The sequence below is a fragment of the Pedobacter deserti genome (assembly GCF_024436415.1).
In the GTDB taxonomy this organism is placed as follows: Bacteria; Bacteroidota; Bacteroidia; order Sphingobacteriales; family Sphingobacteriaceae; genus Pedobacter; species Pedobacter faecalis.
Window position 1 is genome coordinate 2,271,722 of sequence record NZ_JAFMZQ010000001.1, and the last position, 25,971, is coordinate 2,297,692.

Below are 25,971 nucleotides of genomic sequence, written 5' to 3' on the forward strand. Positions count from 1 at the left end.
TACAAGGTATAAAATGTTTGTCTAGTTTTGTACAATGATCACAAATGAAACCATCGTCGCTTTATCAACCCCGCCCGGCGCAGGCGCCATAGGCGTCATCCGACTATCCGGAAAAGAAGCCGTTTCAATCGTCAACAACGTATTTGCCGGGAAAGACCTCAGCAAACAGGCCTCGCATACCCTGCATTTCGGACTGATCAAAGACGGCGATACCGTGATCGATGAAGTGGTGGTCGGGCTGTTCATCGCCCCGAAATCATACACCAAGGAAAACGTCGTCGAAATCTCCTGTCACGGTTCCAATTATATCATACAACAGATCATCGGTCTCCTGATCCGCCACGGCGCCGCTGCGGCAAAGCCCGGCGAATTTACCTTAAGAGCCTTTTTAAACGGGGGACTAGATCTTTCTCAGGCTGAGGCCGTTGCCGATCTGATCTCTTCAGATTCCGAAGCAGCCCACCAGGTAGCCATGAACCAGTTGAGGGGAGGGTTCAGTAACGAACTCAACGAGCTGCGTGAACAACTCATCCATTTCGCTTCCATGATAGAGCTGGAGCTCGACTTTGCAGAAGAAGACGTGGAGTTTGCCAATCGCGACCAGCTGCAGGAACTCATCAGCAAGATCACCGTTGTGCTCAACAAACTCATCCGCTCCTTTGAACTCGGGAATGTGATCAAGACAGGGATCAATACCGTAATTGCGGGCCGACCAAACGCGGGAAAATCGACACTGCTCAACGCCCTGCTCAACGAAGAGCGGGCCATCGTGAGCGATATTGCCGGTACCACCAGAGACACCATAGAAGAGCTGCTCAACATCAACGGCATCAACTTCAGGCTTATCGATACCGCCGGAATACGCGAAGCCACAGACACCATAGAAGCCATAGGCGTAGAAAAAACCATGCAGAAGATCAGTCAGACTGCCCTGCTCGTCTACCTCTTTGACGCCGCCGAACTTAGCCAGGCCGAGATCAGAGAAGACATTCTGCGCCTGTATAAACCCGGCGTACCCTTCCTGGCCATCGCCAACAAATCCGATCTGTCAGCATTTAAGCCGATGAACCTCGACCTGCCCTCAGATATCGCATTCCTATCCGTCTCCGCCAAAGAAAAAATACATATTGAGGAACTAAAGCAATTGCTGTACGAAAACGCCATCGGCGACAAACTAAGCACCGACCAAACCATGGTCACCAATATACGCCACGTAGAAGCCCTGCAACGCACCAAAGCCGCGTTAGACAGCGTATCAGAAGGACTAGTGAACCCCGTTACTTCAGACTTCCTGGCGATGGACATTAAGCAGGCGTTACACTATCTGGGTGAGATTACAGGGCAGGTGACGACTGATGATTTGCTGGAAAATATTTTTAGTAAGTTTTGTATAGGGAAGTAGGTACATGAGCAGACAAGCTTCATCGTTTAACTCTGTCTGAAATTAGTTATATTTGTGATACTATAGTATTAGTAATAGGTAAAAACTTAATATAACTATTACCATGATGCCACTTATATCACCAGCTAAAGCTCAAATGAAGATAGCAGAACACATTCGAGCCCGACGTTTGTCAATGGAACTAACACAGGAAGGATTAGCAGCACGGTCTGGTGTTCCGCTAGCCACATTAAGAAAGTTTGAACAAAAGGGCTCAATATCTATGGAATCCTTTTTAAAAGTCCTGATGGTAGTTGGTGGAATGGAAGAGATCATCGATCTGTTGAAACCACCGAAGCCGGTTTTTAAATCAATAGATGAGGTGCTGAATGACACGGATACCATAACCAGAAAAAGAGGGCGTAAGAAATGAGTGCCCCAGTAACAGAGGTAAAGGTGGGTTTGGACTTTGGGTTAGAAGTTCAACCAGTAGGGCGTCTTGCTATCCGCAACCGGGTCATCTATTTTGAATACAACGATGCATTCATTCAGAAAGGCTTAGAAATCTCACCTTTTCGTTTGCAGTTGCAACGCAGGGTCATAGAATTGCCTCAACAGCCATTTGAAGGGCTGGCCGGAGTCTTTAATGATAGTTTACCCGATGGATGGGGACGACTATTGTTTGACCGTCTTATGAGATCACAGGGCATATCACCGGGCGATATTTCTCCGCTGGACCGTCTGGCGCACGTGGGCTCATCAGGAATGGGCGCATTAGTTTACGAACCGGATAAGAGTCCTGCAGACGACCAGGAAAATATAAATCTTGACCATCTGGCCATACAGACAGAAGAAGTACTGCAAGGCAGTTCTGAAGATTTTATCAAAGCGTTGCTGGCATTAAACGGATCATCCGCTGGTGCCCGTCCCAAAGCGCTCGTTGCGATCAGTGATGATCGCAAACTGATCACTCATGGTACAGGGAAGCTCGCTGACGGTTTTGAATCGTGGCTCGTCAAATTTGCCAATACCCAAGATGGGCAGGATGCGGGGGCAATTGAATACGTCTATGCCTTGATGGCCAAGCAGGCCGGAGTTCTTTTGCCGGAAGTCCATTTGTTTCCGTCACAAAAAGGTGCTGGGTATTTTGCCGTTAAGCGTTTTGACAGGGAGGGAAACAAACGCCTGCACATGCATACCGCCAGCGGTTTGCTGCATAGTGATTTCAGAACCCCATCTCTGGACTATGAAGACCTATTGAACCTAACCGGAGCCTTAACTAAAGATATCAGGGAGGTGGAGCAAATGTACCGCCTGGCCGTATTCAACGTACTCGCGCATAACCGCGACGACCATGCCAAGAACTTCAGTTTCCTGATGAGTGAAAACGGGACCTGGAAACTTGCCCCGGCTTATGATCTTACCTTTTCTAGCGGCCCCAACGGCGAGCAGAGCACCATGGTAATGGGCGAAGGTCGCAATCCAAAAATTAAGGATTTAATTAAGCTTGGTTCGGATGCTAAACTGTCCAAAAGCTTTGTAAAGGAGACTATCGATCAAACGAAAGATGCTTTAAATGGATGGAGTACCTTGGCTAAAAATCATCATGTGGCAAAGGCTAATGTTGACTTGGTCAACAAGGCCCTAACAAATCCGATCTATCAGAATTCAAGCCTGTAGACCTCGACCTGCCCTCAGATATCGCCTTCCTATCCGTTTCAGCCAAAGAGAAAATACACATCGAAGAACTAAAGCAATTGCTGTACGAAAACGCCATAGGCGACAAACTATCCACCGACCAAACCATGGTCACCAACATATGCCACGTAGAAGCCCTGCAACGCACCAAAGCAGCACTAGACAGCGTATCGGAAGGACTAGTCAATCCCGTTACCTCAGACTTCCTGGCGATGGATATTAAACAGGCCTTGCATTATCTTGGAGAGATTACGGGGCAGGTGACGACTGATGATTTGCTAGAGAATATTTTTAGAAAGTTTTGTATCGGGAAGTAGTGGGGCAAGAACACTAACAAGTATAGCACTATACTTTCGTTAAGCTGGAAGCATTCTTTTATTGGGGGAACCGAGTATAACACTGCAAATAATGGCTGGAGTATCCGGCAGAGCTTTAAGTGAGCCGTGAGTTTTGTCAACTTTAAAAGATGTTTGGAACAATTGTCATAAGAGCTACTATCAGATTTCTTCACTATACTCGCAGGTTGGATGTTCATATCCACAATACAGCAGACTCCATTACAATAACAAAAGCTTGTTTAGACTGAAACTCCTTGATAGATTCTGATCATATCTTTTACTATCGTATGTCTTTATTTCGCATACCATGTTTGCAGAATCGAACACGGTAGGGTGACATGCATTGGTATCGACTCTAGTATGTTTAGTCAATCAACATGCGTTGGATTTGACATTTGTAAAATAATGATTAAGTTTAATTACCTAAATGTCAAATACTAACGCTTTATGCCAATACTTAACGTCGGAGAATACATCGCTCGAAAAGAAATTCAGGAATGTGTAACCCTTTTCCAGAAGATACAATCTGGTAGGGAACCTGACAAAACAATTTATATAAAAGCATCAAAAAAAGTTCTGGGAGTAGATTTTCTATTGATGACTTATGCTGCGCTATTTAAACTTCAGATAAAAGATTTAAAAATAACAGTTGATCTGCCTTTTAATCCAGTCAATCTTACGGATGATAAATTCCAATATTTTCTGATGCAGGCCGGGACTTATACCTATTTGTCGTCTGGCGTATCTCCATTTTTATTGTTACTCGGAACTAGTACCTTTAATTTCGACTTAAAACGCGCTAGAGCTTATCCAGAACGATGGCTTGTAAACAGAAAAGATTTTTTTCCTTTTTTACACATTACAGCTGATCAAGAATCTTTCGATGCACTCTTTGACAGCCCCTTGCAGTTGAAAATTGGCTCCCAGCTTGACCGGCTGCCAAAAGAAGTTATTTGGCAGAGTTCTAGTGAGGATTTAAGAAAAGCACTCAGTTATTTCATACTGATGAGGTCTCCTCCTAAAGACCGCGAGCAAACATTAGTAAACCTTGCTATAAGTGCCTTTTACAGATCTTTGGATGAGGCTAAAGCCTTGCATTTTTATTTCGAGGATGAGTATACGCTATCCAATTTTGATGGGAAAAAGAAAATACAAGCGGGAAGTCTAGTCAATGCCACTGCTTACGACTATTACCGTTCCATCAAGCCAGTTTTTTATGACTTAAGCAATCGTTCGCTGATTTATCATTTTGTTTTTAGCACACTTATATCATCTGAGTCATTGGTAGATAAAGAGAGCGACAAGGATGTTCTGAATGAAGATACCAAAGAACGGTTTACCACAAAAATATTTGAACTTTGGGACTTTACTAAAGACTTAGTTGCAGGCTTGCGTGAACTTGCTAAAAATATAAGAGATCATGCAGACCCTCCAACTGGAGCGATCACAATTAGGAGAATTGGCGAAACAAGGTTTGCAGAACTCCAAGAACAGGACATTGGTAACCTTGACGTCTATCGCTCCTATAATCAATTCCTTAAGCAGGGAGCGTTTGGACATTATACTTTTTTAGACATTAATGTTGTGGATCTTGGCACTAAAGGAGTAGTTTCTACATTGATTGTCAACAGTGAAAGTTTAATACAAAATGCCGACAGTAGAGACCGTATCAGTAATTTGATCACAGAAGACATTCGCATGCTAAAAGACGGTTCAGTTGGTTTTCAAAACCTGCTGGATACTGAAAAACAACAATTGAATCAACAATCCAAACGAAGTATCGCTCATTTTGGGCTTTTGAGTTTTTCAAAACTAATTCAAACGAATAAGGGATTAATCATAGCTTCCACTTATGATCAAGACTCTTCGAAGCGTACCGCTGCTGTAGTGCCAAAAAAACATATGGCAAATCTAAATCCCATCACATTAGGTACAAATTATCGCATTATCTTACCTATTAGACGTTCTGAAGCATACCGGACGATTTTGCCTCACGCACCAAGTATTCCGCTGGAAACTACAGCCAGAGATGTCAAAGGCATAGAGGAGCTATTAACTTATGAGGTGGTATATGCCGATGATCCAGTGCTATTGGAGACACTTGGCAAAGATTTGTATAAAACCTACATACTAATAGTCCAACCTAAACTACGAGCGGTACGCTCTCGTATTGAGGAGCAAAAGTTATGGATAGCTCTCGATCAAACGATGAATTCCATTCCAAGTACATTAAGCCCACAACGTCTTCTGGTTTGCCTGGACTTAGAAGAAACTGACCTGGATGAAAGTAGCCTGTTTAGGTTACTAGGTAATTGGGAACTGCATCATCCAACTCTGCAATTAGCAGTCTCAAATATTAAAAATGAAACATATCTAAAATTGATTGCCCTAAATGGTGATTTTAGTAAAGGAAGAAACCTTGACTACTGGAATTCCAATATTGCGACTATTATTTACAGTTACATTGAGATCAGCACGGGACGTTTTTATTTCGCGGATGTCCTATGGGGGAAACAACGAGCAGATTTTATCAATATGAACTGGATTGTTAATCAAACCAGTTTCAACTCTACTACCCTAAGTAGCAGGAAACGGCTAAAGCATGAGGTAGATCGGTACGGGGAATTGGTTCGTACGAATACAGGAGTTGCATTTTATAACAATAGTACTTTGTTACCATTTGACCTTATTTTTAAAGGAATCGGTTCCACTACGCTTTTTGAACACAATGCCCGGGTACTACTACAAAACGAAATAAAGTTAGCCAAATGAGTAATTTAGAAAGTATCATCTCTGGACTACCTGGCTTTAAGATCGCTGATTCTCATTTCAGGATCGGATCTAAAATTCACATCTCAGATTTTTATTATGCAAAACGTTTTTTTCAAAATGGTTTTTTCGCAAGTCGGGTAGCCTTTATTCTAGCTAAAGACATTGCAGACCAAATTGAAAATTGTGGGAAATTGGAGGATGTAAAAAAAAATGGACTAACATTAGTGGGGTATGAAATGTATTCCGCACTATTATTGAGTCTTGTTGATAAATTCTTAAGGATTAAGTGGAACCTTAGGCCTGATAAATTAAACCACAATCTGTTTGAAGATGCACAGAGTTTAAAACTCTGTAAGACCTTCAATATTTTAAATACCGTGGTTATTATTGTGCCAATTGCCAGTACTTTTAGTACTGCCGTAAAAATTGAGCACCAGCTTATCAAGCTTTTCATTGGGCTAAAGAATAAGCAGTTGCCATATTTCATAAAGCCACATTTTAATGTCCTTTACGTATCAGATGGAAACCCTAATGATGAAATTTCAGAGATCGAACGCTCGTTTGGTTGGGAAAGTAAAAAAGCAAATGAGAAAATTATTGATGTTAAGGCATTTTATGTAAATGACGGAGCTCAACAGATAAGACCACAGAAGTATTACCTATCTGTATCGACACAATGGTATAAAGTAGAAGAATGCTTGCGCTGTCATCCTTTGGATAGTAATGCAAAAAATGATCCCAGAAAGGAATTACCATTATATGAAACTGACAGGACAGCCGTAACACCTTCAATTATATTTGATGTCCCAAAAGGTCGTAACATCGAAAGTGCCGATCTCAATCGTGTTTACCAAATTGATTCTAACTCGGTTAAATACGGTCATCATACAAGGAATAACCGGCATTTTCTGTATGGAATTAATTCTGAGGAATTTCTAGATAAAAATCTCGTTGCCGTTGGACTATGGCTGAGGGGTATCAAAGAATCAAGAGTTTTTAAATCCCAGTATAAAGAGACACACCGGGTGATTCTAATTTCGGCATGCCACTATTCAAACTCTGCTTTCATTAACCTTATTAACGAAACTCTGTTTTCCGCCTCAGCTAACATCATTCATTATGATGCATCCAACGACTACATTCAAAATTTTAAAATTGTTTATGGAAGAGAGATAATTGAAGCCGATCGTATTTATTTTATCGACGATTCACTTAAATCCGGAAGTGCTTTCGAAAATATTTATCAATTTGTCCAGACCAGCTTAGTTAGTGATCAAAACTTAAACAGTGTAGAAGAGTCAAAATTAGGTTTGAGTGGAGATTTCAGCTTAGCCGACAACACTAGTTTGGGAAATCGCAATACTCCAAATGGCATAAAAGGGTGTTTCTTCCTATTAAATAAATCTCAACCACTGATTTATAGAAGCGTTAGCGAAAAAATTGATGATAGCCGACAGTTCTACGCATTTGCGAACCTCCATTTGTATACTTCATTGCGACCCGATGAAGTTTCTCCTCTGCAGGTGGAGGAGCAAAGATACCTGGAGTTGGCCAAAAGTTGCATGCTGGACAGTCTGCGTGTTCATTTTTATAAACAAGCAAGAAAGTTAAATACAGAGGAAACCCCTGAACCTAAAGTTGTTCACAGCGACAAAGCTGAAAGACATTTGATGATGTTGGTAGCCACTCATCGGATTTACCAATATTTTAAAGCAACTGATGATTATAAACTAAACAACTTTCCCGCTTTTATGCAGGATTTGAACAAGAGGACTCGTTCACCAATAGACGGTGTCACCAAGTATATCTACCGATCGGAATTATCAGAAATCGATTATGCATATCTTAAGGTCTTGACACAATCGCCATTCGTACAATACAAGCCATTGAGAACTAAGGTATTTGGATGGGTGTTAAATATGCTGATTAATTTTGTTGAAGAACTGAAAATCAGTCTAAAATCAGAAACTTTAAAATATAAGCAATTTCAGGACTTGAAGTTCTTAATCAGAAGGGCTGGATTGCTAAATTCAAATTACTTGTTGTCAAAAGAATTTTTGTTATTTATCATAGATATATATGGGAAAAATGGCATACCAAAATTAATCAAGCAACTACAAGGCATAATCAGTGGAGAAAGAACAGGAGAACAAATGGATGTTCTCGAAGTTTTGCCTAAGGACATTGAAGATGCGTTGAACAAAATCAAGGAATTTCCAGTTTTTTACACCGCCCAAATCAAAGAACTTTTGCTGAGGAACGAAGCAAGGGCGATTAAAATTGCTGATAATGTTAAGGTTTTAGCTAAGGAAAATCATCCACGCCTGAAACAAATCTATCGAATCATCAAATTGGAATGTTGGGTAATCGTCCAGCGATTTTATGAGAACATTAGCCAAGACCCTGCATGGAAGGAGCTCTATTTAACTAAAAAAAAGAGTTATACTATCGAATATGTGAACGATAAGATCGTTGAATTTTTGAAGAAGCCTGCAATTGCTGATGAACATCGTTTTAGATCGATCAATCTATTCTTCGAGAAAGTCGCTAGGCCAGATGCTTTAAATAACAGTAGCTTTTTGAATTACCTATGGCTTAAATATTTCATAGAATATGATTTGCACAAAAAAGGAGCTATCAATCTTGATGATAAGGCAGATTATATTATGAGTAAGCTGACCGAGTTATTTCCGGATTATGGACTACCCACTCCGGGCGCTTTTTTGATCGTCAATGATAACACAGATAATGCATTTTTTGCTTATAATAAAAATGAAAACGATACTATCGAGCTAGATGCCTCGAAATGGAATACAGGAGAGATGGGATATTTCGCCGACTTTCTGAACGGAAGAAGAAAAGGTTCCTCACGAAATAAAAATTACTACCGCACGATAGTTGAGCTTGCCAGAAATGAACATGGACAATGGGAAGACTTGTATGATACAGCTGAAGAAAGGGACCTGCCAGAATTGAGTAAGGACGTTATCTCTGGTGCATATAATCGCCTCCTGCTTATAAGGTTAAACAAGCGTGGTCCGGGTGTAAGAGATCAGAAAGCACAGGGGATAATGGGTTTTTATTATAAACATATCACTGGTTTAATGACAATGACAGATCTTGACATCCCTGGATATCTTCTATTGATCCGAGATTCACTGAGTATATTTATAAAGAACCATCATGAAAATGATGAGTTTAGAAATTGGCAGCTCACCGAGATGAAAAGAAAAATGTCAATTTTGAGCGGGCATGGAAAGGAAATGCTAATTAATATTGCGGAGCGAGAAGGCGAGAAATACAAGCAAATCGTTTATACGCTGCTTAAGGTTCAACGTTTACTTATAGAGAAGAAAGAGGAGTTTGCCCAAGCGCAAAGAATGCAGATTACAGATGAAAGGATTCTCAGGATATTTAAAAGCTTTTTTCAGGTAGGAAATAGAACGCTGGAGGCAGATTTTTTTAAGGGGTTGGGGGATATGGTTACCCAAATATTTTCATTCGCAGAAGTAGAAAACCGCGAAGAGGCATCGAAGCTATCTGTCCATCTGGATATTCCAGATGATATTGAATTCAATTTTGATCCAGATTTGATGGAAATGTTTTGCTTTGAAATTTTTGTCAATGCAAAAAAAAACAGATGGATTTTCTTAGAAGAACTTCGGGATAATTACAATCAACTGGTTACCTCAAATACCGTAACTGTCGGTGCAAGAAGAGTGTCAACCAATCTTATTTTACGAATAACTAATACAGGACCAGCGTTAAGGGACGGTGAACTTGACAAAATAAGGGAGAAAAAGAATATCAAAAGCTATGATTATTCATCTGGTATAGAGTTGATCAATACTATTCTAACAGAGTTCAAACTTGGGGAGATGACATTTGATGAAAGAACTATAACCTCTGAACTTAAAGAATTTATAGTGGAAATAACGTTGAAAGAAAATAAGAAGGATGGTAAATAGACGAGTAGCAATTATTGAAAATCAATCTATGCAATTTTCGCTCATTAGAGGTTACCTAACAAGTGCGAGCTTTGAGGTATTCCCCAACCAGAATGAGTATACTACTTTTTTAGATCATGTTAGAGTTTTTCTGAATAAAAGGTATTCGGAAGTGCGAAAAAAAAATGCCTTTGACGGCCTGTTGAAAATGCTGAATGAGTTTGAACCCGAACTCCTATTAATTGACCACATGCTTGTGGGAAATCACAATGCAGATAATGGTTTGGATCTCGCTATAAAGCTCCGTAAAGAAAATGTAACAATCCCAATTCTTTTTTTGAGCAGAACAGATCGGAATCAGATCGATGTTTGCAAAAAACTGCCAGAGGTTCAACAACCAACAGATTGGATTTCGAAAGGTTACACAGGGGAGGAGATTTTGCAAAAGATTTTTTTTAGAGAACAGGTGCTTAAGAAGATTTTGCTGTTTTTAGATAAATCCAGAGAGGATAAAATCCGCGAAGAGCTTGATGTCATGCTGAAGTACTTTGAAGAGTTGCACAAAATCCATAAAGAGTCTAATTCTCGCTTCCAGTTACCGCAAAAAGCTAAAGGCCTGAAATTACTGGTTGAACTAATTGAATCTTTGAAATTGTCCTTAAACATTGACAAGTCAGTTTTATCCGAAATCACAATGACATATAAAGCTATTGTTGAATCTACTGAAGTTGCTGGTTTCGGTGAAGCTTCCTGGGTGTCACTCATTGAATTGTTAATCAGTAAATTAAAAAAAAATTGAAATTATTTATTCACTGGTCCGCACGACTTGGCAGCAATATCATTGACTGGATAAGGTCAATTCATTTTAGTATAACTTTTGGTTCTATTCTCACGCTAATTGCAAGAGCTTCTGGAATGGCTTGGGATGCCATTATAGTTTCCTTGATTGGTGTGATCTGCGCATTCCTCGGTCTAGTGGTTACAGCAATAATCACAAATAGATTTAAACACCTAGAAAAAGATTATGATAAGGACACCTCAATTAACAAAGATAAAGTGTCACTAAGAAGCTTTTACTATACTAAGGAACTACAAGTTGCAAATTCTGGCTTCCAGCATTTTGTTCAGTATTTCATCATGATTGTTTCCTTTCTGCTATGGCTAAAAAGTTACAACATGTCTAAGCATGAACAAGACAGTTTAGAGGTTTCGTCAATGAAAAAAGAGTTGAAGCTTAGGGATGGATATTTGAAAAATGTGAGAGATAGCCTTTTGATCATCAAAATCAGATAAAAATATTAAAAGATTCAATCACTGGTTATATGAGTATAAAAAAGGATTCTGCATTGCAAAAGGATTCTAGAGCGGCTATACATACCCCTAGAAATTAACCCCTGTGACACTGTATCCTTAGAAAACGCGACAGCCCTGCAACGCATGGATATTGCGGTTCGAAGATGGTGTTTCTCAAACTGTGTCAATAGTGTAATTTTAAACTATGGACATCAACTGGCAACACAAGAAGACTTTGACTTAGAGAGCTTCAAGAAAGAAACTATAGCAGGCTTATATGCGCCAAAAAGATGACCTGTACCGATGGTCTACTGGAAGCGATGATGAAACATATTTCTGGAATCAATGATTAGAAATGACTACAAGTGAGATAAGAAAACGAATTTGGTTACTTGCAGACGGTATACCATTAACGTTAAATAATATGACTATCCGAACCACGGACTCAGGAAAACTTATGGTGATTGGGTGTGTAACCCTCCCGGAATTCGAACCGGTTTTATGACGAGATTTCAAATATAATATCTCTGTTGTTGTTAAGCCAACTTTTTTCAAGTTGGCTTAATGACGACACGCCGCCGGCAGGGCCTTATACTCCGCTGGTGTTTTGCCGTTTAGGGCGTCATGTGGTCTGTTGTAATTGTAATCCTGCATCCATTCCTCGGCCAGGATCTGCACCTGGGTGATGTCCTCAAAAAGGTAAGCGTCCAGGATGTTTTCCCTGAAGGTCCGGTTAAAGCGTTCGATATAACCGTTTTGCATAGGTCTGCCTGGCTGGATGTACTGAACCTCAATGCCTTTAGCGCTACACCAGTCCCGGAACTCCCTGCTGATAAACTCTGGACCGTTATCAGTCCTGATCCGCTTAGGTTTGCCTTTTTCTCGCATGATCCGCTCTAGTAATCGGGTGACCAACTGTGCAGGCATGCTATGAGCAGCTTCTATAGCAATGGCTTCCTTGTTAAAATCATCGATCACATTTAGCGTCCGGAATTTTCTTTTGTTCACTAGCACATCACTCATAAAATCTAAAGACCAGGTCTCAGTGTAGTTTTCAGGTTGACACAGAGGTTGTTTAACACGCTGGGGAACACGCCTCTTTGCTTTCCTCCGCTTATTCATTCCCAGCATCAGGTAAACTCTGCGCACCCGCTTATAGTTCCACTTCAGGCCTTCCCGGCGGATACGGCTATAATAAAGATCTTGCCCTTCGGTTGGGTGTTTGACGGCCAGCTCCTGAAGCTTCAAAATGGTCGCACTATCGTCTTTAATCCTGGTATAATAATACATGGACTTTGGCAAGCATATAATCTTGCAAGCCCTGCTGATGCTGATATGATGCCGGGTGATCACATAAGCAGCCATGTCTTTGCGCTGGCAGGGCTTTAGAACTTTTTTGACAATACGTCTTTAAGAATCTTGTTGTCAAGAGCTAGCTCCGCATACATATGCTTTAACCGACGGTTTTCCTCTTCAAGTTCTTTCAAACGACGCAGTTCCTGACTATCCATTCCCGAATACTTCTTCTTCCAATTGTAGAAAGTGGCCTGGTGAACTCCCAATGCGCGACAGATATCCGCCGCTGACTTGCCCGCTTCATGTTCTTTGATCGCCGAAACGATCTGTGATTCGCTGATTTTTGACTTTTTCATCTTCTGTTTAAAGTTACGTTTTTTCGCCACTCAAACAGTCCGAGATTTTGGAAGGGTTACATTCTTATTCACAAATTGTCTTTACGATTGCGTTTGTACAGGATTGTATACAATCTGACTGTGACAAACACAGCTACAATTGTAACTAATATTGTGAAAAGAAACGTCCACAGTGTTGGGTAGAACGAAAATCCAAAAATCGAGGCTTTAATATTGTACTTCAAGCCTTTATATTCCGATAAAAAGTGTATGCTCCCGAGCGTTACAATCAGTGGCGTGAGGTACAAATTAATGAATAATTTAAATTTCATCGTGAAGCTCATTTTTTAGTAAAATTAATATAAACAAGTATTGGGGAGTGTAACGTGAACTGTGTCAGTTCTAAATTAACGCCTCTCAGAAGCCTCTGTTCTCCTGAAGAATTCTGTCACCAAATTTAATATAAAGTTGGGAGAATGCCAGTCCCCAGTTATGGATTGGCATCGTCCATTTCTTGCTGATGTTTTTAATGCTGTTCGTTATTTGCCTGATAGATCGGTTTCATATCGGCCATTACGGCCTTCTTGTCTTTCTCAGGAACATAGCGCATGGAGGAACGGACCCCGTCTACTTAATCCCCTTTGACTAAAACAATAACAATACTTTTATAAATAGTTTCATTCTATCTTAATTCCACTTTCCATTTCACGACCCCATCAACTTCAGAACAGATATCAATAGATGCTTTTCCGCCATCGTCATAACAAAGAACGTACTCTATAGACTTATCTGTAATAAACCTTTTTAAATCATTAGAAGCAGCTATCATATTAGAGAAAATGCTCTTTATTTCTGTTAATTCACTTAATGAATTGGCTTTCGTAAGGTTTGAAAAAGTCAAATACTTAGACCAAGCAGTAATAGTTAACAAATTAGAATTGTCTATACTAAAACGCAGATTTCCAACAGTAAAAGATTGACCATCTTTCAAAAACTCCAGTGCTATTTTTATTCTATTTTCCATAACTATGGAGATTAATTTTTATTGTAATTAATTATCTCTTCGGCAGCCTTCAAAACCTTGTCTGCTAAGCATTTGGCCTGATCTTATGTCTCCGGTTTTTTCATTGTACGCAATTATCGCTTTTGGCCGAGCCCCGCCAGCCGAAGGTCCCATTTTTAATACTTCCAGCAATACATCCCGCATTTCATCATGGGTATGTATTCGAAACGCTTCCTTATTGTTTAGCAATCTTTCGGTAGTTTTAATTAAACTGGAGATTTCCAGCGTATGCGTTTTCGTGGTTGGTGCAATTGATGGCTCGAATTCAAAGGCACCCATACCTCTTGCTCCGATGAAACACAGTAATGTATCAAAATTCATTCATAATTCAACTTATTTTAACTAAATGAATGAATATTCATGCATTCTTCTGAATATGGATCCGGATACGTTTTCCAGGAATCTGAAGAAGTTGAGGGGTGAGGGGAGTTAGGTTTTTGCCGTCAGGCTACCTGATCATATAAAGCTTTTTGTCATCATTCGTGAACAAAGCAAAGGCAAGATTTTCGTTCGTGTAATACATGTAGCCATCCATGATAGCGGGAGGCTGGGCTTTATTCTGTGTGAGGGTGCCTATGCGTTTACCGTCTATCTGTATGGGGGAACGGCTTCCGTCGTTAAACTGATATATAAATTCCTTTAGTTTTAATGTGTCATTTTTATACACCACGTCGGTAAACAGATTGCCATGGTAGAGCATGACATCAAACGGCGCCGCATTACCGCCGCCACCCGAAAAGCGGACTTTTTCCAGTTTCAGCTTTTGATAATAACGGTATTGAACCTGAGGAAGTGAAATGATTTCTTTACGGCCCTGTATTTTTGGATTATAACGCTTAAAAGGATTGTTGAGCAGCAATTTCTCCCTGTAGGTATAGGGAAACCTGTCGGTTACATCCAGCGTTGTGTAAAACCGAAAACACTTACCATTTTGGAAATAGGTCAGCATGCTGTAAGTGGTCATGGCCTGTGTGGTCGGTATCTCATCGCCAACAGTTTTTACCGGCTCTGGATTTACATAGTCAAAGTCGACCAATACCCAGGGAGAGGAATTCTCGATGTCCGAAATCTGCTCCCGCTGCTTTTTAAGATCCCACTTAAAGTCGTCATTTTGCCCGGTGATTGGAAGCGCTTGCTTACGGCCATCAAAAGTCCATGTGTAATATTGACCCTTTTTATGGATGATGTACCCGTTCACAAAAACAATGTTTAAAGGCTTGTCGTGTATCGTCAACGAATCTATGACTTCTCCGTTCGTGTTGATCTTCTTAAATATGTTTTCCGTTTTGTTTTGAACGGAATATGTGATCAAATGATTTTCCGGGGTAAGGTGATATTGTATGTCTTCCGCGCTTTCTAAAAACAGTGCCATCGACAAATTTTGGGATCTGACAACTTTTGCGCTGTCAAATGATTGATAACGCTCAAATTCGGACGGTAGATCGTCAACTTTTACTTGCATATCGCCGGCTACTTTAAAGGCCAAAAATGTGAAAAGGCCAATGGATACAACACCACAAAGCCAATAAAACATCCTCATATTTTAATGTCAGAATACTCTTGCTTTACCAAATAAACATTTCGTTGCAAGAAGCGTTTAAACTATGTTAAAATATCGTCGTATCATGAAGCTTAACGTTCCTCTACTGGTTTTAATAGGTGTTGTCATAAGCCTGCTGATTATCTCTTGTGCCCGCGAAGGCGAAAAATCCTCAAAAAAGGCAACGCAAAAGCAAAACAAGTCAAAGAATGTTCTCTCTAAATCGGGTTCAGGCATTCAAAATACCGCACCAGAAGATTTACAAAATGATACGGCCGTTGAGGTGATGGACGAAAAAGACATGCTCATTAACGGAAAATTGAAACGTTATTTCTCGTTGAAGGAATTCCAATCTGTGCTTGGCAAGCCGGATAGTACGCAACTGTTAAGCGATATAGAGCCATGCACCAGCATTTTCCAGGAACCGGATGGTTCGGTTCATCCGGAAGCCAGGTATGTATACAAAAACGGATCGCGCTTTGAATGTTCGCAGGAAAAAGTGGCGATAGACCAGGTAAATTTCAGTCATGGCGATTTCATCATCTTTCGTAAGCAGAGGCTTAACAGGCACACCACCCTCGCCACATTAAAAAAGCTGTTTCCAAATGCGATCAAGCATGTTGGCGTGATGGATGTGGCTGGTGAAGGTGCGCTGCAGGTTATTAAATTGAGAGAGGATAAAGACAATATTACTGACGGACACATCAATGTTTTCCTTAAGTTTGGTAAGCTTTATTTGCTGCAATGGTGGTTTCCTTGTTAAAAAGCTGTTAATGAACCAAATGAACAAAGAAGTAACTGTCTTACTAGACGAGATCAATCATCCGCTGCGCGCCCAAATAGAGGAGTTAAGGGCTATCATACTCAGCGCCGCTCCATCTATGGAGGAAAATATCAAATGGAACGGTCCTAACTATCAGCACCTCGACAGGGACAGAGTTACGCTTAAAGTTCAACCAGCAAAGGATTTTCACCTCATCTTACACGCAGGCACCAGGATAAGAAGTGAACCCATAGATCATCAAACCGTAGACCCTGGGCGACTGTTCACCTGGAAGTCTAACGACCGTGGAATTCTGCAGATTAAAAACGCAGCGGGCTTTGATGAATGTAAAGCGCAGCTTGGAGGAATTATTGGCCGTTGGATAAAAGCGACTGAGGTATTTTGACTTTACTCAAAACCTCTTTAGCTTGCTCTACCTTTTTAACGATAAAAGGATCATTAGCATAGCTTTTACCTTTACTCACAACAGTAGCTTTAGGATAAACCTTTTCTGTAATTAAAGTATGTTTAACAGTTTGCACTTGAGTTCCTTTCTTTAAGAGATACACAAAGATAACGGTAAAAAACTAAAGAGATAAGATCCGTGCTATCGTTTTCTTTAACCCTGTATTCGATTGCCATTGATTGAGCTTATTAAGGAGCGTTGGACTTGAAGGCTTCGTGTTATTTATGACTAAAAGCTCACTATAGAGATCCAACAGCTTTTTTGTATTGGTTATCGGTTCATCCGGCATTTGAGAAATGCATGAAACAATCAAAGCTTCCAAAGCCTGATTATGTTTTGCGGAGACCTTAAACATACAACTGAACATGAGGTCGGTAAGTCGCTTTAAAGGGGCGTATTCGACCTGTTCCAGTGTGCCGAGCATTTCCCCAATCCTGTTATTGTCGAGATCGCCTGACGTTATTCTCCTGATCCAAAGCTCTGCAGCATAACTTGCCACTGTTTTATCGCCATTCATCATGCATGCGGCAACAAAAAGGTTGGACATCTCCGTGTTTTGCGGTTCCAATGTTAACAGAGCTTCAAGTGTTTCGCTTATAAGGCGTCTTTGCGGCTCTTCGTAAAACTTGGAAAATACCAGGGCTTTAAATATGACTTGCGCCAGCACAGGGTCAGGATTGTCTGGCACAAGATATAGTGAGCGTTTAATGTCAAATGCCTCTGACGAAATCCAACCTACTAATATCAAATCATCGTATATTGAAGGGGCGGTGGTACGATTCGTCATTACACTGAAGATTCGTTTGACAGCGGTTTCCGCTTTATGTTTTTCAGGGAAAATGATTCGAAGTTCCCTGTCCGTGGTCATGGTATCTCCGTCGACATACTTTTTTTGTTCCATGCTATATACTGGAATATAGCGCTGTTTTGCCCTCACTTTCCACTCAAAATTTCCGGTAAGGTATTCGGGTCGTAAAGCGCTCAGATCCGAAAGTATATCTGCATTCTTCTTCCTGTGCTTCCAAATGGATGCCACGAGCCATACAGATTTTAGTTTCTCGATTTTCGGAACGGCAGAGGCCTCGCCCACCAGGTAAATAAATATGTCTTTATACGTTCCTTTTAGTTCTGCTTCTGCTAAGCGCTTAAGTTCTTCAGGATCCGCGATTTGCAAACGGGACACGGCTATCTGAAAATCCATCAGGGAGGGGTCGACGTTGGCCGATTGGTAAATCTTTAGGCGGTGCACCAGACTAGATGCTGAAACCCTGCAAGGGTAGTAGTCGGGGCAACACAGAAGCGGAACTTTAACGGCATGCTTTAAAAAGTTCAACACATCGACCAGCAATTTCTTAAAGGGCTGATAAATGGCCGATTTGCTATCCCATTGAGATAAAATTCCTGCGGTTTGCTCCCAGGCTCTGCCTCCGGCATAGTTTTGAAAAACTTTCTGAAGATCCGCTGAGTTAGCAGGATATCTTTTGATAAGTTCCCCGGAGTATTCAATAAAGAATGTTGCAAGAAGCTTGTCTAGAAAACCAGTGCCTGTTCTGGGGTCATTCTTTAGTGTGAGGACCGCGCGCTGCAAGGCAGGGGAGAACTTATTAATATGCTCGCCATGGATGTTGTCCTGCATTAATAACAGCGAATTACACAAGTGTTCAAAATGCCAGCTTTCGTTGTTGTCGAAGGCCTGACTGGCCAGAAACAACAAATCTTCAAAGGTATCTACAGGTGTTATTTCCCTGGGCAGATTAACATGGGAGTCTGCATCAGGCTCTTCTGCCGATGTGGGTTCGGGCGCACGAACAAAACCGGAGAGCAGACTTCTACTCTCTATCAGGAGATTATCTGAAAAAGCACTTATCGCATCTCGCAAGTTCTGATTTGATTCTGCCCCATATTTACGCAGAAATTTTGCTGTTCTGATTTGTATTGCTGCATCTGAGTGCACAAGCGCTGAGCAGGCAAGATGGCAAAGGGCGTTATCATCATCCAGTTTTCTTTTGGCGAATTCCTCTATGCAGGCCAGTGTGGCAAGTACTATGGATTTAGTGTTGGAAGTGATGGTTATATTCAGGTAATCCGACAGGTTATCGGGTGTATGGTTTGTTTCGATCAGGACTTTAGCATATTTCAGGGCCGCGTTTACCTGCTTAGTGCTATTGGAATTAAATGAGTTGAGGAGTTCTGCAACGAGCTCGGCCAGCTCTTCGTATTGAGGCTTGAGCTCCATAAACAGTTGGGAAAACCATCCGGATAGCGCCTGATTGAAATTCCTGTTGGTGGCCAGCAGCGTATCGTGTAGCAGGCGTTTCCGGTCAAGAAGCCCCCGTTCTGTCAGGTCAATAAATGTGTTGATCCATCGACCTTCCTTTGAGCCATCGCTAAAGCTCATGTAACGATCGCTTGTATGGATCGAAGTTTCGTGCTGAAAAATCAGCCAGATATGCTCGGCAAGGGTTACTGGGTGTTTGTGCAGGTTTTCGGGGACGTACACATATCTAAATGACTTGCCGTCAACGTCAAAGATAACAGATGGCAGAAGTTTGGCGATCAGTTCAGTAGATGGCTGGACGTATTTGTTGTCTACCCAATAGAGATAATTTTCGTAGTCAAAGAGAAAGAAGTTCTCCCTTGCATATTTGTTGATGTGCGCGCTGAACCATGTGGGGCAATGCCAGGGCAATAGCTTTTCCATAACCGGCCTGCTAAGAATAGGTCCGCCATACATGGAAGAGAAGCCTTTTTCATCGCAGCAAACAAAAGCCGTCATCGATAGGATCAGCAGTCGGTCTCCAACTGCTTTTGAGTGGTAAGATATGCTGCCGTCGTCGTTTTTTACTTCCTCGTATTGCGAATATTCTCTGAAAAGCTTTTTAAGCGTGGGCAGGATTTCTTTTTTACTGTCGCCAAGGCTTTTAAGAAAAGGAACGATCTTATCCAGCTGATCATTATGAACGATCTCTGCCAATTGTTTAGCAAGCATATTATAGTTCTGTGATTTTCTTTTTTACCGCCAAAATATGCTTGCAACTTCCGCGCTGCCCTTGGTTCCTACTAAACCAGGTGCACGTACACCGCTCTCTTCCGCCCTCTATTACTACCACGTGATCTACGCCTGTTCCTTTCACGCTTGCCTCGATTTTGTCGCTGGCTTTCTGCAATATATTAACCTTTCCTTCAGCAAGGAGCTTTTCTGCATCTTTCAGCCGGGGATTCAAGCTTAATATTCGTTCCGTTTTAAACGGCAGGCGCCGGTAGAAAAAAGCGTTCTCATCCAGATCAAAACCCAGTAAACCAATTGCTGAAAGCCGGGCGGTAAGCTGGTCGACCAGCGTCCTGTCCAGGCCTTCGTTGATCGCGAATAACGTAGCGTTAAACTGCTGATTTGCCTGGCAATATTTCTCGGCCGATGTCAGCCAGGACTCTGGGATATCTTCAAGAAGTGCATCAAGAGCGGCACCTTCACCGGAAAAACCACGCCAGGTGTCGCGCGATAGGGATATACTGAACCGCAAACCACCGAAGTACAATTGCCAGGTGGTCGACTGCATCCCGGGATGTGCAAACACCTTCAGCTGATCTATAAACGGAAGCAGAGGTTCCAGAAGGCGCAACCGGTGGATGCCGCCCACGTATATTCCGCTGGCTGATTTGACAGGTGAAAACGCAGGTTTCCCCGCTCTTGAAATAAGATAGTAGTCGGCCTTGGGCTTACCTGTCGGTATGGTTTTAAAAAGCTGAATCGCCTGGATTTTGTTAAAGGAATGCTGCTGTTCAGAATCGGAAAGAAACATTTGTACCGATGTGAGCGCCTTTATCCATTTTACCGGCAAAGGCACTTTGCGTTCTTTGGTCACATGTCCATCTTGTATTAAACTAAGTTCTTTGGGGCCAACGGATAGCATGACATTTTCATTCCGTTGAATTGTGCTCAGGGAAGAGATCATTCCTTGATTGAAGTCGACATTGGTTGTTCCCGGTTCCGGGAACTCACCGTCAAGACCCGCCTCCAGGATATCGACGCGGGCATACACACCTGCGCAATGAGAGAATCCTTCAAATCTTATTTTTTCACTTCCGGCAGTCACAATCGGATCTTTCAGAAGAGCCAGTTGGAAAGGGGATAGGTTGAAGCTTGATTGAACAACGTTTGACAGGTTTATTAAAGCGCGTGCAACCAGATAAGGATCTTTAAGTTTCCCCCAAAAATAGCAGGAGCTTTCCTTCTTCTGTATTTCATTGTAATTCGACAGGAGCAGACCCGCTTCATTTTGGCTCTTTGTGAGAAGTGATGGATAATTATAATGATAAGTTAAGGTCTCTGCCATAGAAGCGTTTGTGATAGACTACACTAACCTAGCGATAATTTAGCACAATTGAAATATAACGTTACTTCATCGCCCTAATAAGACCGTGAATAGATTAAAGATGCGGCTTTCTACGTTGTTTTTTGTGTTGTTATGTTGATTGATTTATAGATCATATAGAGTCTCCTTTCATTTGGTCTCTGGCATATGTATTGACTTCGCAGATGATCGAAAAGTAAAGGCAATCTATACGATGGTGGAAGCTGAGATCAATACGGAGTATGAGCGTTGGGGAGATCCTCAATATCTTGAAATGTTAAGTAGTCAATCTGCTGACCTTAAATCTGGCAAAGTGAAGGGCAAGACCTGGGAAGAGATAAAAGAAAGATTTGATGCCAAAAGGCGTTAAGTTGTCATTCTTTCATCTGACATGTGTTTCGTAAATAGCTCATGACATACTAGCACATGAATCAGCACGCCGAGCCCTTACTCCCCCCGCAAACGGCCCTCATGAAAAGTCTCAAGTTTGGTAAGCAGCCTGATCAAATCCATTTTCTCCTGGTCCGACAAAGGTTCTGTTACATTTCTTGAGGCCTGACGGATACTCGACATATTTTCTTCTAAATGTTGTTTGCCTTTCTCGGTGATATGGATCATCCGGTTTCTTTTATCGGTGTCGATGGGCGTTTGCGTTACAAGTCCGCCATCAAGCAGTCGTTTAATGATTTGCATGCCGGCCGACTTTTCATGGACGTTTCGTTTGATGAGGGCGGTTTTGGTCATGCTTCCAAAGGAGACCAGCGTGATCAGGTAAATGAAATCATCGGGGGTGGAGAAAGCGGTATCGGCTATGGCATGCTTTGCCTGTAGTTTGGCGTAGCGGTAAAGGTGCACCAGCGTTGTGTTGATCACGCTGTCGGCCGAGCGCCCGTTCGCTTTGCCGTCCCACTCGGGCTCCTGCAATACCTGATGCCCTTCCCTTACCATGTATTGATTCAGCCATTGCCCAAAGGAATGCACATCGGGGGCTTCTGTTTCAGATTCCTGCTCGTAAAGCTGAACAAGGCGAACCATTTCTAATATGAGATCGTAATACATTACCTAAAAAGCTTAATTCAAAAGTATACTAAAAAGTAGAATATTGTACCTAATAAATATCGGAATTTTAAATTCACGTATTTTTTAGTACAAAAACAAACAAAATAGGTGGTTGTTTGTCTTCAGATTAGTATAAATATAAACTAATCATTTATGAAAAACTTTAGATTTACCAAATTGAAAAGCGCAGCTGTGTTCGCTGCGTTTTCTGCTGCGGTGCTGCTGGTTTCATGCAAAAAAGACGACGATAGGGTCGTAGTGCCTGATACGAGCATCGCTGCCATTGTTTCGGCCAACAGTAATTTCTCTTTGCTGAAAACAGCGCTGGTACAGGCTGGCCTTACTGAAGCGCTGTCGGGCACCGGAAACTTTACCGTGTTTGCACCTAACAATGCTGCATTTGCTGCCGCGGGTCTCGACACAGAAGCGAAAATTAAAGCTGTTCCTGTAGAAAACCTGAAAAAGATCTTATTGTACCATGTTCTTGGTCAGCGCGTTCCGGCTTCGGCTATTGCCACCGCCAGCAACACGCAGGTTAAAACCTATAACGACCTGACTGTTTATGTTACCAAGAATTCCTCAGGTGTATTTGTGAACGGCGCTGCGGTAACGCAAGCGGATGTTGCCGCGAGCAATGGTGTGATACACGTGATCAATATGGTGTTGATGCCGCCTTCCGGAAATATCGTTGAGGCCGCGCAGGGCAATGCCAACTTCAGCTTTCTGGTAGCTGCCGTGTTAAGGGCTAGCCAGGGCAGCACCAACGTAGCGCAGGTGCTTTCGGGTGCCGGACCGCTTACGGTATTCGCGCCAACCAATCAGGCCTTTATCAATGCAGGTTTTGCCAGTGTAGCTGCCATTCAGGCCGCAGATCCAGCTGTGCTTGCCAATATTCTGACTTATCACGTAGTACCTGGAAGGGTTTTGTCGAGCGATCTGACAGAAGGAGCTAAGCCGGTTACAGCAAATGGCGCTTCGTTAACCGTAACACTATCTGGCGGTGCCAAAGTAAAAGGAAATTCTAATACTACCGCATCGGCCATTACGTCGGCCAACATGCTTACGAGCAATGGCGTCATTCACGTCATCGATCAGGTATTAATGCCGTAACTTTTTTATAGAAGAACTTAAAAGGGAAAGTAACTGCTGGTAAAGCTGGCAGTTACTTTTTGTTGTTATACTGGTGGTGGGTTTATGAAACTACAGATAAACTCACAGACGAGAAGACATTCTTTCAGCAAATTGATCAAGTGTGATTGTACGGCCAGCTTTGGCATCTTCTTGGCCTCGTTTTATACTTTCTAAAACATGCTGCGGCAAAGTTTCTTCCTTTGTTTCTTCAAAAGGAACTTTCAACGCTTTTAAAATTGCCTTTACAGCTTTGAGCTGATCTTTTTGAGGATGTACTACAATGGTTGCCATAGGCTGTCTATTAAAGTAAGTGTTACAAATATAACCAATATCAATGCCGGTGTGATAATGATTTGATAAAAAAAATATTGTCTGCAACTTTGAGTTTTAATATTCATTTGATATGATCTTCAAGCCTAGTACAACAGGATTCGTCGGCCTTCTTTTGTTATTTGCCGTTTCTCTTTCAGGATATGCGCAGGCTGATAAGCCGAGCGACTTACATCTTTTTATGCAAAAGCATGCGGATACAACCATCATCATCGAATACCGAGGTGGTTGGATGACTCCGCACTGCCAGATGATCAGTAAAAAAGGGGACACCATCACGGCCTATACTTACCAAACGTATAATTCGCCGCTTTACGGAGTTCTGATGCCGACAGCAATTCGTGAAAAACTAATTGAGGTGCATGATTTGAGGTCTGAAAGGTGGGGAGATGTAAACCGGATGCTTGACGTTAAAAAGGTATCCACCGAAGCACTTAGAAGGGCCTGGACAGCACTTGTCGCGGAAAAGCCCTGGGATGTGCGGGATGATACGATGGACGGTGTCGGTTGTCCTCGTGATGCAGAACGTCGTATTAGGAGAATTTCCGACGGGTCTGCCTATGATCTTATTCTGATCTCTAAATCTGGGATAGAAAAACGTTCATTTGATAGTCCTGAAGAATATGAAAACCTTTGTCCGGGTAGGAAGGGGCGGCAGTCCATGCTGAAAATCCTCAGGACTTTTGGAGAAGCTTTTCGTAAATAGCTCAGCGTGCCATAAGCACTTGTATCAGCACACCTACCAGCGCTGAACAGGCAAAGCTGACCAACGTCCCTACGAGGATATATTCTGTTTTAAGCTGGGTGTTGGTTTCCTTTTCACTAAAACGCAGGATGGATTTGGCGGTCATTAAAAAGCCGATAGCGGTATATTGCTGCATGAGGACGAAAGTGAGGATCAATATCCTTTCGCAGATCCCGATCCATTTGCCTGCGCTTGCCAGGCCTAGTGGTTCTTCTTCTTTTGTGCCGGATTCTTCTCTGGTAAGTAGTGTTTCGTTGGCCAGCTCATTTCGCTTTGCCTGCTCAAGGGCGATCTGGTTTCGCCACTTATGAGTGGCTTTTCCAATGATGATTCCGAGCGGCCAGCTTACGAATATATATCCTGCCGTGATCAGCCAAAAAGCCGGATGTGCAGAAAGGGATTGAAACCAAAGGCTTATGCTACCAAGGTTTTGTTCAACGCCCAGCCATAACAGGATGATGACGAGGAGATGCGCGAGCTGGTCGAGCATAAAGTTTCTAAAGCTATCGTTTAGGTATAGTTTGGCAAGATCGATGAGGTAGTGGGTGATAAAGATGACCAGCGGGATCACGATATTCCCGTACAGCCCGGAAATCAGGTAGGCCACTGCCGCGGTCAGCAGCGCATGCCACATCAGCTTTGTCGATTTTGCCTTGTTTTTCTTTTTATCTTCCACCCAGGAATCGGGCTGGAAAACGAAATCGGTGAGCAAATGCGCTACAATCAGCTTAAACAACAGGTTAATTTCCATTTTTCTTTTCTAATAAGGATGCAATATATCTTATGGCAGGTTCAAATTCTTTCCAGCCTGCCAGTTTAAGCCTGCTGTTCACGGATGGTTGCGATAAGGATAGCGCCGCGGAAATTTCCTGTTGGGTTTTACCCTCCAGGATCAGGTAGATCACCTCGGCCTGACCTTTCGTCCAGCTCGCCATATAGGCATTGATAAAGTTAAGCATTATTTCGAGCGTTGTATCTGTTTCTTCATGCCCTGTACTAATGGCCAGGTACTCGCCCTCCTGCATCTTGTCGAACCGCCGCCCGGATAAATGAAAGGCCTCGCCATCTGAATTAAGCACGTTTTTTCCCTGGTACGATATGGTGCCCACGCCTATGGAGATGCGGGTGTCCATGCGGGTTTTATCCTGGTCTGCCACATAGGTTTTAAACCAGCAAACCAGTTGTATGCTGCGGGTTAAGGCATAGCGCAGATCTGCAAATATCATCTGGTAGCTGTCACCCCTGAATATTTCAGCATCAGCGGCATTGGCTATCCAGCTTTTGAGCAAGTTTTCCGTATGGGTAATTAATGCTTTTCGTTTTTGGGGCGATAATTTAGTGAACCCAATGATGTCGCCCGTTACAACTGCATGATTCTTCATAGCATTCTATTTTACGTGAATATAGAACATTCGTTTTATAAATGCAAATTATAGAGTATTTGTTCTATAATGTGGCTTTA

At 42.0% G+C, this 25,971-nt stretch carries 24 protein-coding genes and 1 pseudogene; 13 read left to right on the forward strand and 12 right to left on the reverse strand.

From position 1 onward, the window contains the following. The first annotated feature begins 34 nt into the window (after nt 1-34). From mnmE to J3P40_RS10360, 8 genes are all read left to right on the forward strand, one after another. Nucleotides 35-1,402, forward strand: coding sequence for a tRNA uridine-5-carboxymethylaminomethyl(34) synthesis GTPase MnmE (mnmE, locus tag J3P40_RS10325; protein ID WP_256005197.1), 1,368 nt, complete (start codon nt 35-37; stop codon nt 1,400-1,402). 136 nt (nt 1,403-1,538) lie between these two features. Next, nucleotides 1,539-1,814, forward strand: a complete 276-nt coding sequence (locus J3P40_RS10330) for a helix-turn-helix domain-containing protein (RefSeq protein WP_256007067.1) — start codon at nt 1,539-1,541, stop codon at nt 1,812-1,814. Next, nucleotides 1,811-3,061, forward strand: a complete 1,251-nt coding sequence (locus tag J3P40_RS10335) for a type II toxin-antitoxin system HipA family toxin (protein ID WP_256005199.1) — start codon at nt 1,811-1,813, stop codon at nt 3,059-3,061. Before J3P40_RS10330 ends, J3P40_RS10335 begins: the two co-directional genes overlap by 4 nt. Before the next feature lie 20 nt (nt 3,062-3,081). Beyond that, the gene (locus J3P40_RS10340; protein ID WP_370687727.1) at nt 3,082-3,396 is read left to right on the forward strand and encodes a tRNA modification GTPase; all 315 of its coding nucleotides are present in this window, start codon (nt 3,082-3,084) and stop codon (nt 3,394-3,396) included. A gap of 468 nt (nt 3,397-3,864) precedes the next feature. Continuing rightward, on the forward strand, nt 3,865-6,189 hold the full coding sequence (locus tag J3P40_RS10345) for a hypothetical protein (protein ID WP_256005201.1): 2,325 nt from the start codon (nt 3,865-3,867) through the stop codon (nt 6,187-6,189). Beyond that, nucleotides 6,186-10,157, forward strand: coding sequence for a histidine kinase (locus J3P40_RS10350; RefSeq protein ID WP_256005204.1), 3,972 nt, complete (start codon nt 6,186-6,188; stop codon nt 10,155-10,157). Before J3P40_RS10345 ends, J3P40_RS10350 begins: the two co-directional genes overlap by 4 nt. Next, a complete protein-coding gene (locus J3P40_RS10355) occupies nt 10,147-10,935 on the forward strand; it encodes a response regulator (protein WP_256005207.1) in 789 nt (262 codons plus the stop codon). Before J3P40_RS10350 ends, J3P40_RS10355 begins: the two co-directional genes overlap by 11 nt. Continuing rightward, nucleotides 10,932-11,429 (forward strand): hypothetical protein, encoded by a 498-nt coding sequence (locus tag J3P40_RS10360; RefSeq protein WP_256005209.1) that lies wholly within the window; start codon nt 10,932-10,934, stop codon nt 11,427-11,429. The genes J3P40_RS10355 and J3P40_RS10360 overlap by 4 nt, the downstream gene beginning before the upstream one ends. A 561-nt stretch (nt 11,430-11,990) precedes the next feature. Here J3P40_RS10360 and J3P40_RS10365 read toward each other — a convergent pair. The 6 genes and pseudogenes from J3P40_RS10365 to J3P40_RS10385 all read right to left on the reverse strand — a co-directional run bounded on the left by J3P40_RS10365 (nt 11,991) and on the right by J3P40_RS10385 (nt 15,495). After that, a complete protein-coding gene (locus J3P40_RS10365; protein WP_256005211.1) occupies nt 11,991-12,794 on the reverse strand; it encodes an IS3 family transposase in 804 nt (267 codons plus the stop codon). A 20-nt stretch (nt 12,795-12,814) separates the two neighbouring features. Next, entirely contained in the window at nt 12,815-13,081 is a 267-nt protein-coding gene (locus J3P40_RS10370; RefSeq protein ID WP_256005212.1) for a transposase, read from the reverse strand. Between the two features lie 396 nt (nt 13,082-13,477). After that, nucleotides 13,478-13,691, reverse strand: a pseudogene (locus J3P40_RS17875) (hypothetical protein); the annotation flags it as partial. A 51-nt stretch (nt 13,692-13,742) separates the two neighbouring features. Next, nucleotides 13,743-14,084: a hypothetical protein gene (locus J3P40_RS10375; RefSeq protein ID WP_256005215.1), complete on the reverse strand. Its 342-nt coding sequence runs from the start codon at nt 14,082-14,084 to the stop codon at nt 13,743-13,745. A gap of 27 nt (nt 14,085-14,111) precedes the next feature. Further along, nucleotides 14,112-14,444: a hypothetical protein gene (locus J3P40_RS10380; RefSeq protein WP_256005217.1), complete on the reverse strand. Its 333-nt coding sequence runs from the start codon at nt 14,442-14,444 to the stop codon at nt 14,112-14,114. A gap of 127 nt (nt 14,445-14,571) precedes the next feature. Continuing rightward, on the reverse strand, nt 14,572-15,495 hold the full coding sequence (locus tag J3P40_RS10385) for a hypothetical protein (RefSeq protein WP_256005220.1): 924 nt from the start codon (nt 15,493-15,495) through the stop codon (nt 14,572-14,574). A gap of 232 nt (nt 15,496-15,727) precedes the next feature. Between J3P40_RS10385 and J3P40_RS10390 the strand changes: the two genes are divergently transcribed. Together J3P40_RS10390 and J3P40_RS10395 are read left to right on the forward strand one after the other, a co-directional pair. Next, complete coding sequence (locus J3P40_RS10390) at nt 15,728-16,426, forward strand: basic helix-loop-helix domain-containing protein (RefSeq protein WP_256005222.1); 699 nt, start codon at nt 15,728-15,730, stop codon at nt 16,424-16,426. A gap of 19 nt (nt 16,427-16,445) precedes the next feature. Beyond that, nucleotides 16,446-16,832, forward strand: a complete 387-nt coding sequence (locus J3P40_RS10395) for a DUF1801 domain-containing protein (RefSeq protein ID WP_256005224.1) — start codon at nt 16,446-16,448, stop codon at nt 16,830-16,832. Nucleotides 16,833-17,013: 181 nt separating this feature from the next. Here the strand turns inward: J3P40_RS10395 and J3P40_RS10400 are convergent, their stop codons facing one another. Then, a complete protein-coding gene (locus J3P40_RS10400) occupies nt 17,014-19,881 on the reverse strand; it encodes a DUF6493 family protein (protein ID WP_256005227.1) in 2,868 nt (955 codons plus the stop codon). Between the two features lies 1 nt (nt 19,882). Then, on the reverse strand, nt 19,883-21,226 hold the full coding sequence (locus J3P40_RS10405) for an SWIM zinc finger family protein (protein WP_256005230.1): 1,344 nt from the start codon (nt 21,224-21,226) through the stop codon (nt 19,883-19,885). Between the two features lie 232 nt (nt 21,227-21,458). On the opposite strand from J3P40_RS10405, the gene J3P40_RS10410 reads away from it, so the two are divergent. Further along, nucleotides 21,459-21,614: a hypothetical protein gene (locus J3P40_RS10410; protein WP_256005232.1), complete on the forward strand. Its 156-nt coding sequence runs from the start codon at nt 21,459-21,461 to the stop codon at nt 21,612-21,614. A gap of 77 nt (nt 21,615-21,691) precedes the next feature. Here J3P40_RS10410 and J3P40_RS10415 read toward each other — a convergent pair whose 3' ends face one another. Then, complete coding sequence (locus tag J3P40_RS10415) at nt 21,692-22,303, reverse strand: MarR family winged helix-turn-helix transcriptional regulator (RefSeq protein WP_256005235.1); 612 nt, start codon at nt 22,301-22,303, stop codon at nt 21,692-21,694. Between the two features lie 153 nt (nt 22,304-22,456). Between J3P40_RS10415 and J3P40_RS10420 the strand changes: the two genes are divergently transcribed. Then, entirely contained in the window at nt 22,457-23,413 is a 957-nt protein-coding gene (locus J3P40_RS10420) for a fasciclin domain-containing protein (protein WP_256005238.1), read from the forward strand. Between the two features lie 102 nt (nt 23,414-23,515). Here J3P40_RS10420 and J3P40_RS10425 read toward each other — a convergent pair whose 3' ends face one another. Continuing rightward, nucleotides 23,516-23,725, reverse strand: a complete 210-nt coding sequence (locus J3P40_RS10425) for a DUF2683 family protein (protein WP_256005241.1) — start codon at nt 23,723-23,725, stop codon at nt 23,516-23,518. Between the two features lie 112 nt (nt 23,726-23,837). On the opposite strand from J3P40_RS10425, the gene J3P40_RS10430 reads away from it, so the two are divergent. Next, the gene (locus J3P40_RS10430; protein ID WP_256005243.1) at nt 23,838-24,470 is read left to right on the forward strand and encodes a hypothetical protein; all 633 of its coding nucleotides are present in this window, start codon (nt 23,838-23,840) and stop codon (nt 24,468-24,470) included. A gap of 1 nt (nt 24,471) precedes the next feature. Here the strand turns inward: J3P40_RS10430 and J3P40_RS10435 are convergent, their stop codons facing one another. Both J3P40_RS10435 and J3P40_RS10440 read right to left on the reverse strand, forming a co-directional pair. After that, complete coding sequence (locus J3P40_RS10435; RefSeq protein ID WP_256005245.1) at nt 24,472-25,260, reverse strand: DUF3307 domain-containing protein; 789 nt, start codon at nt 25,258-25,260, stop codon at nt 24,472-24,474. Continuing rightward, complete coding sequence (locus tag J3P40_RS10440) at nt 25,250-25,891, reverse strand: SatD family protein (protein WP_256005248.1); 642 nt, start codon at nt 25,889-25,891, stop codon at nt 25,250-25,252. The genes J3P40_RS10435 and J3P40_RS10440 overlap by 11 nt, the downstream gene beginning before the upstream one ends. Between the last annotated feature and the right edge of the window lie 80 nt (nt 25,892-25,971).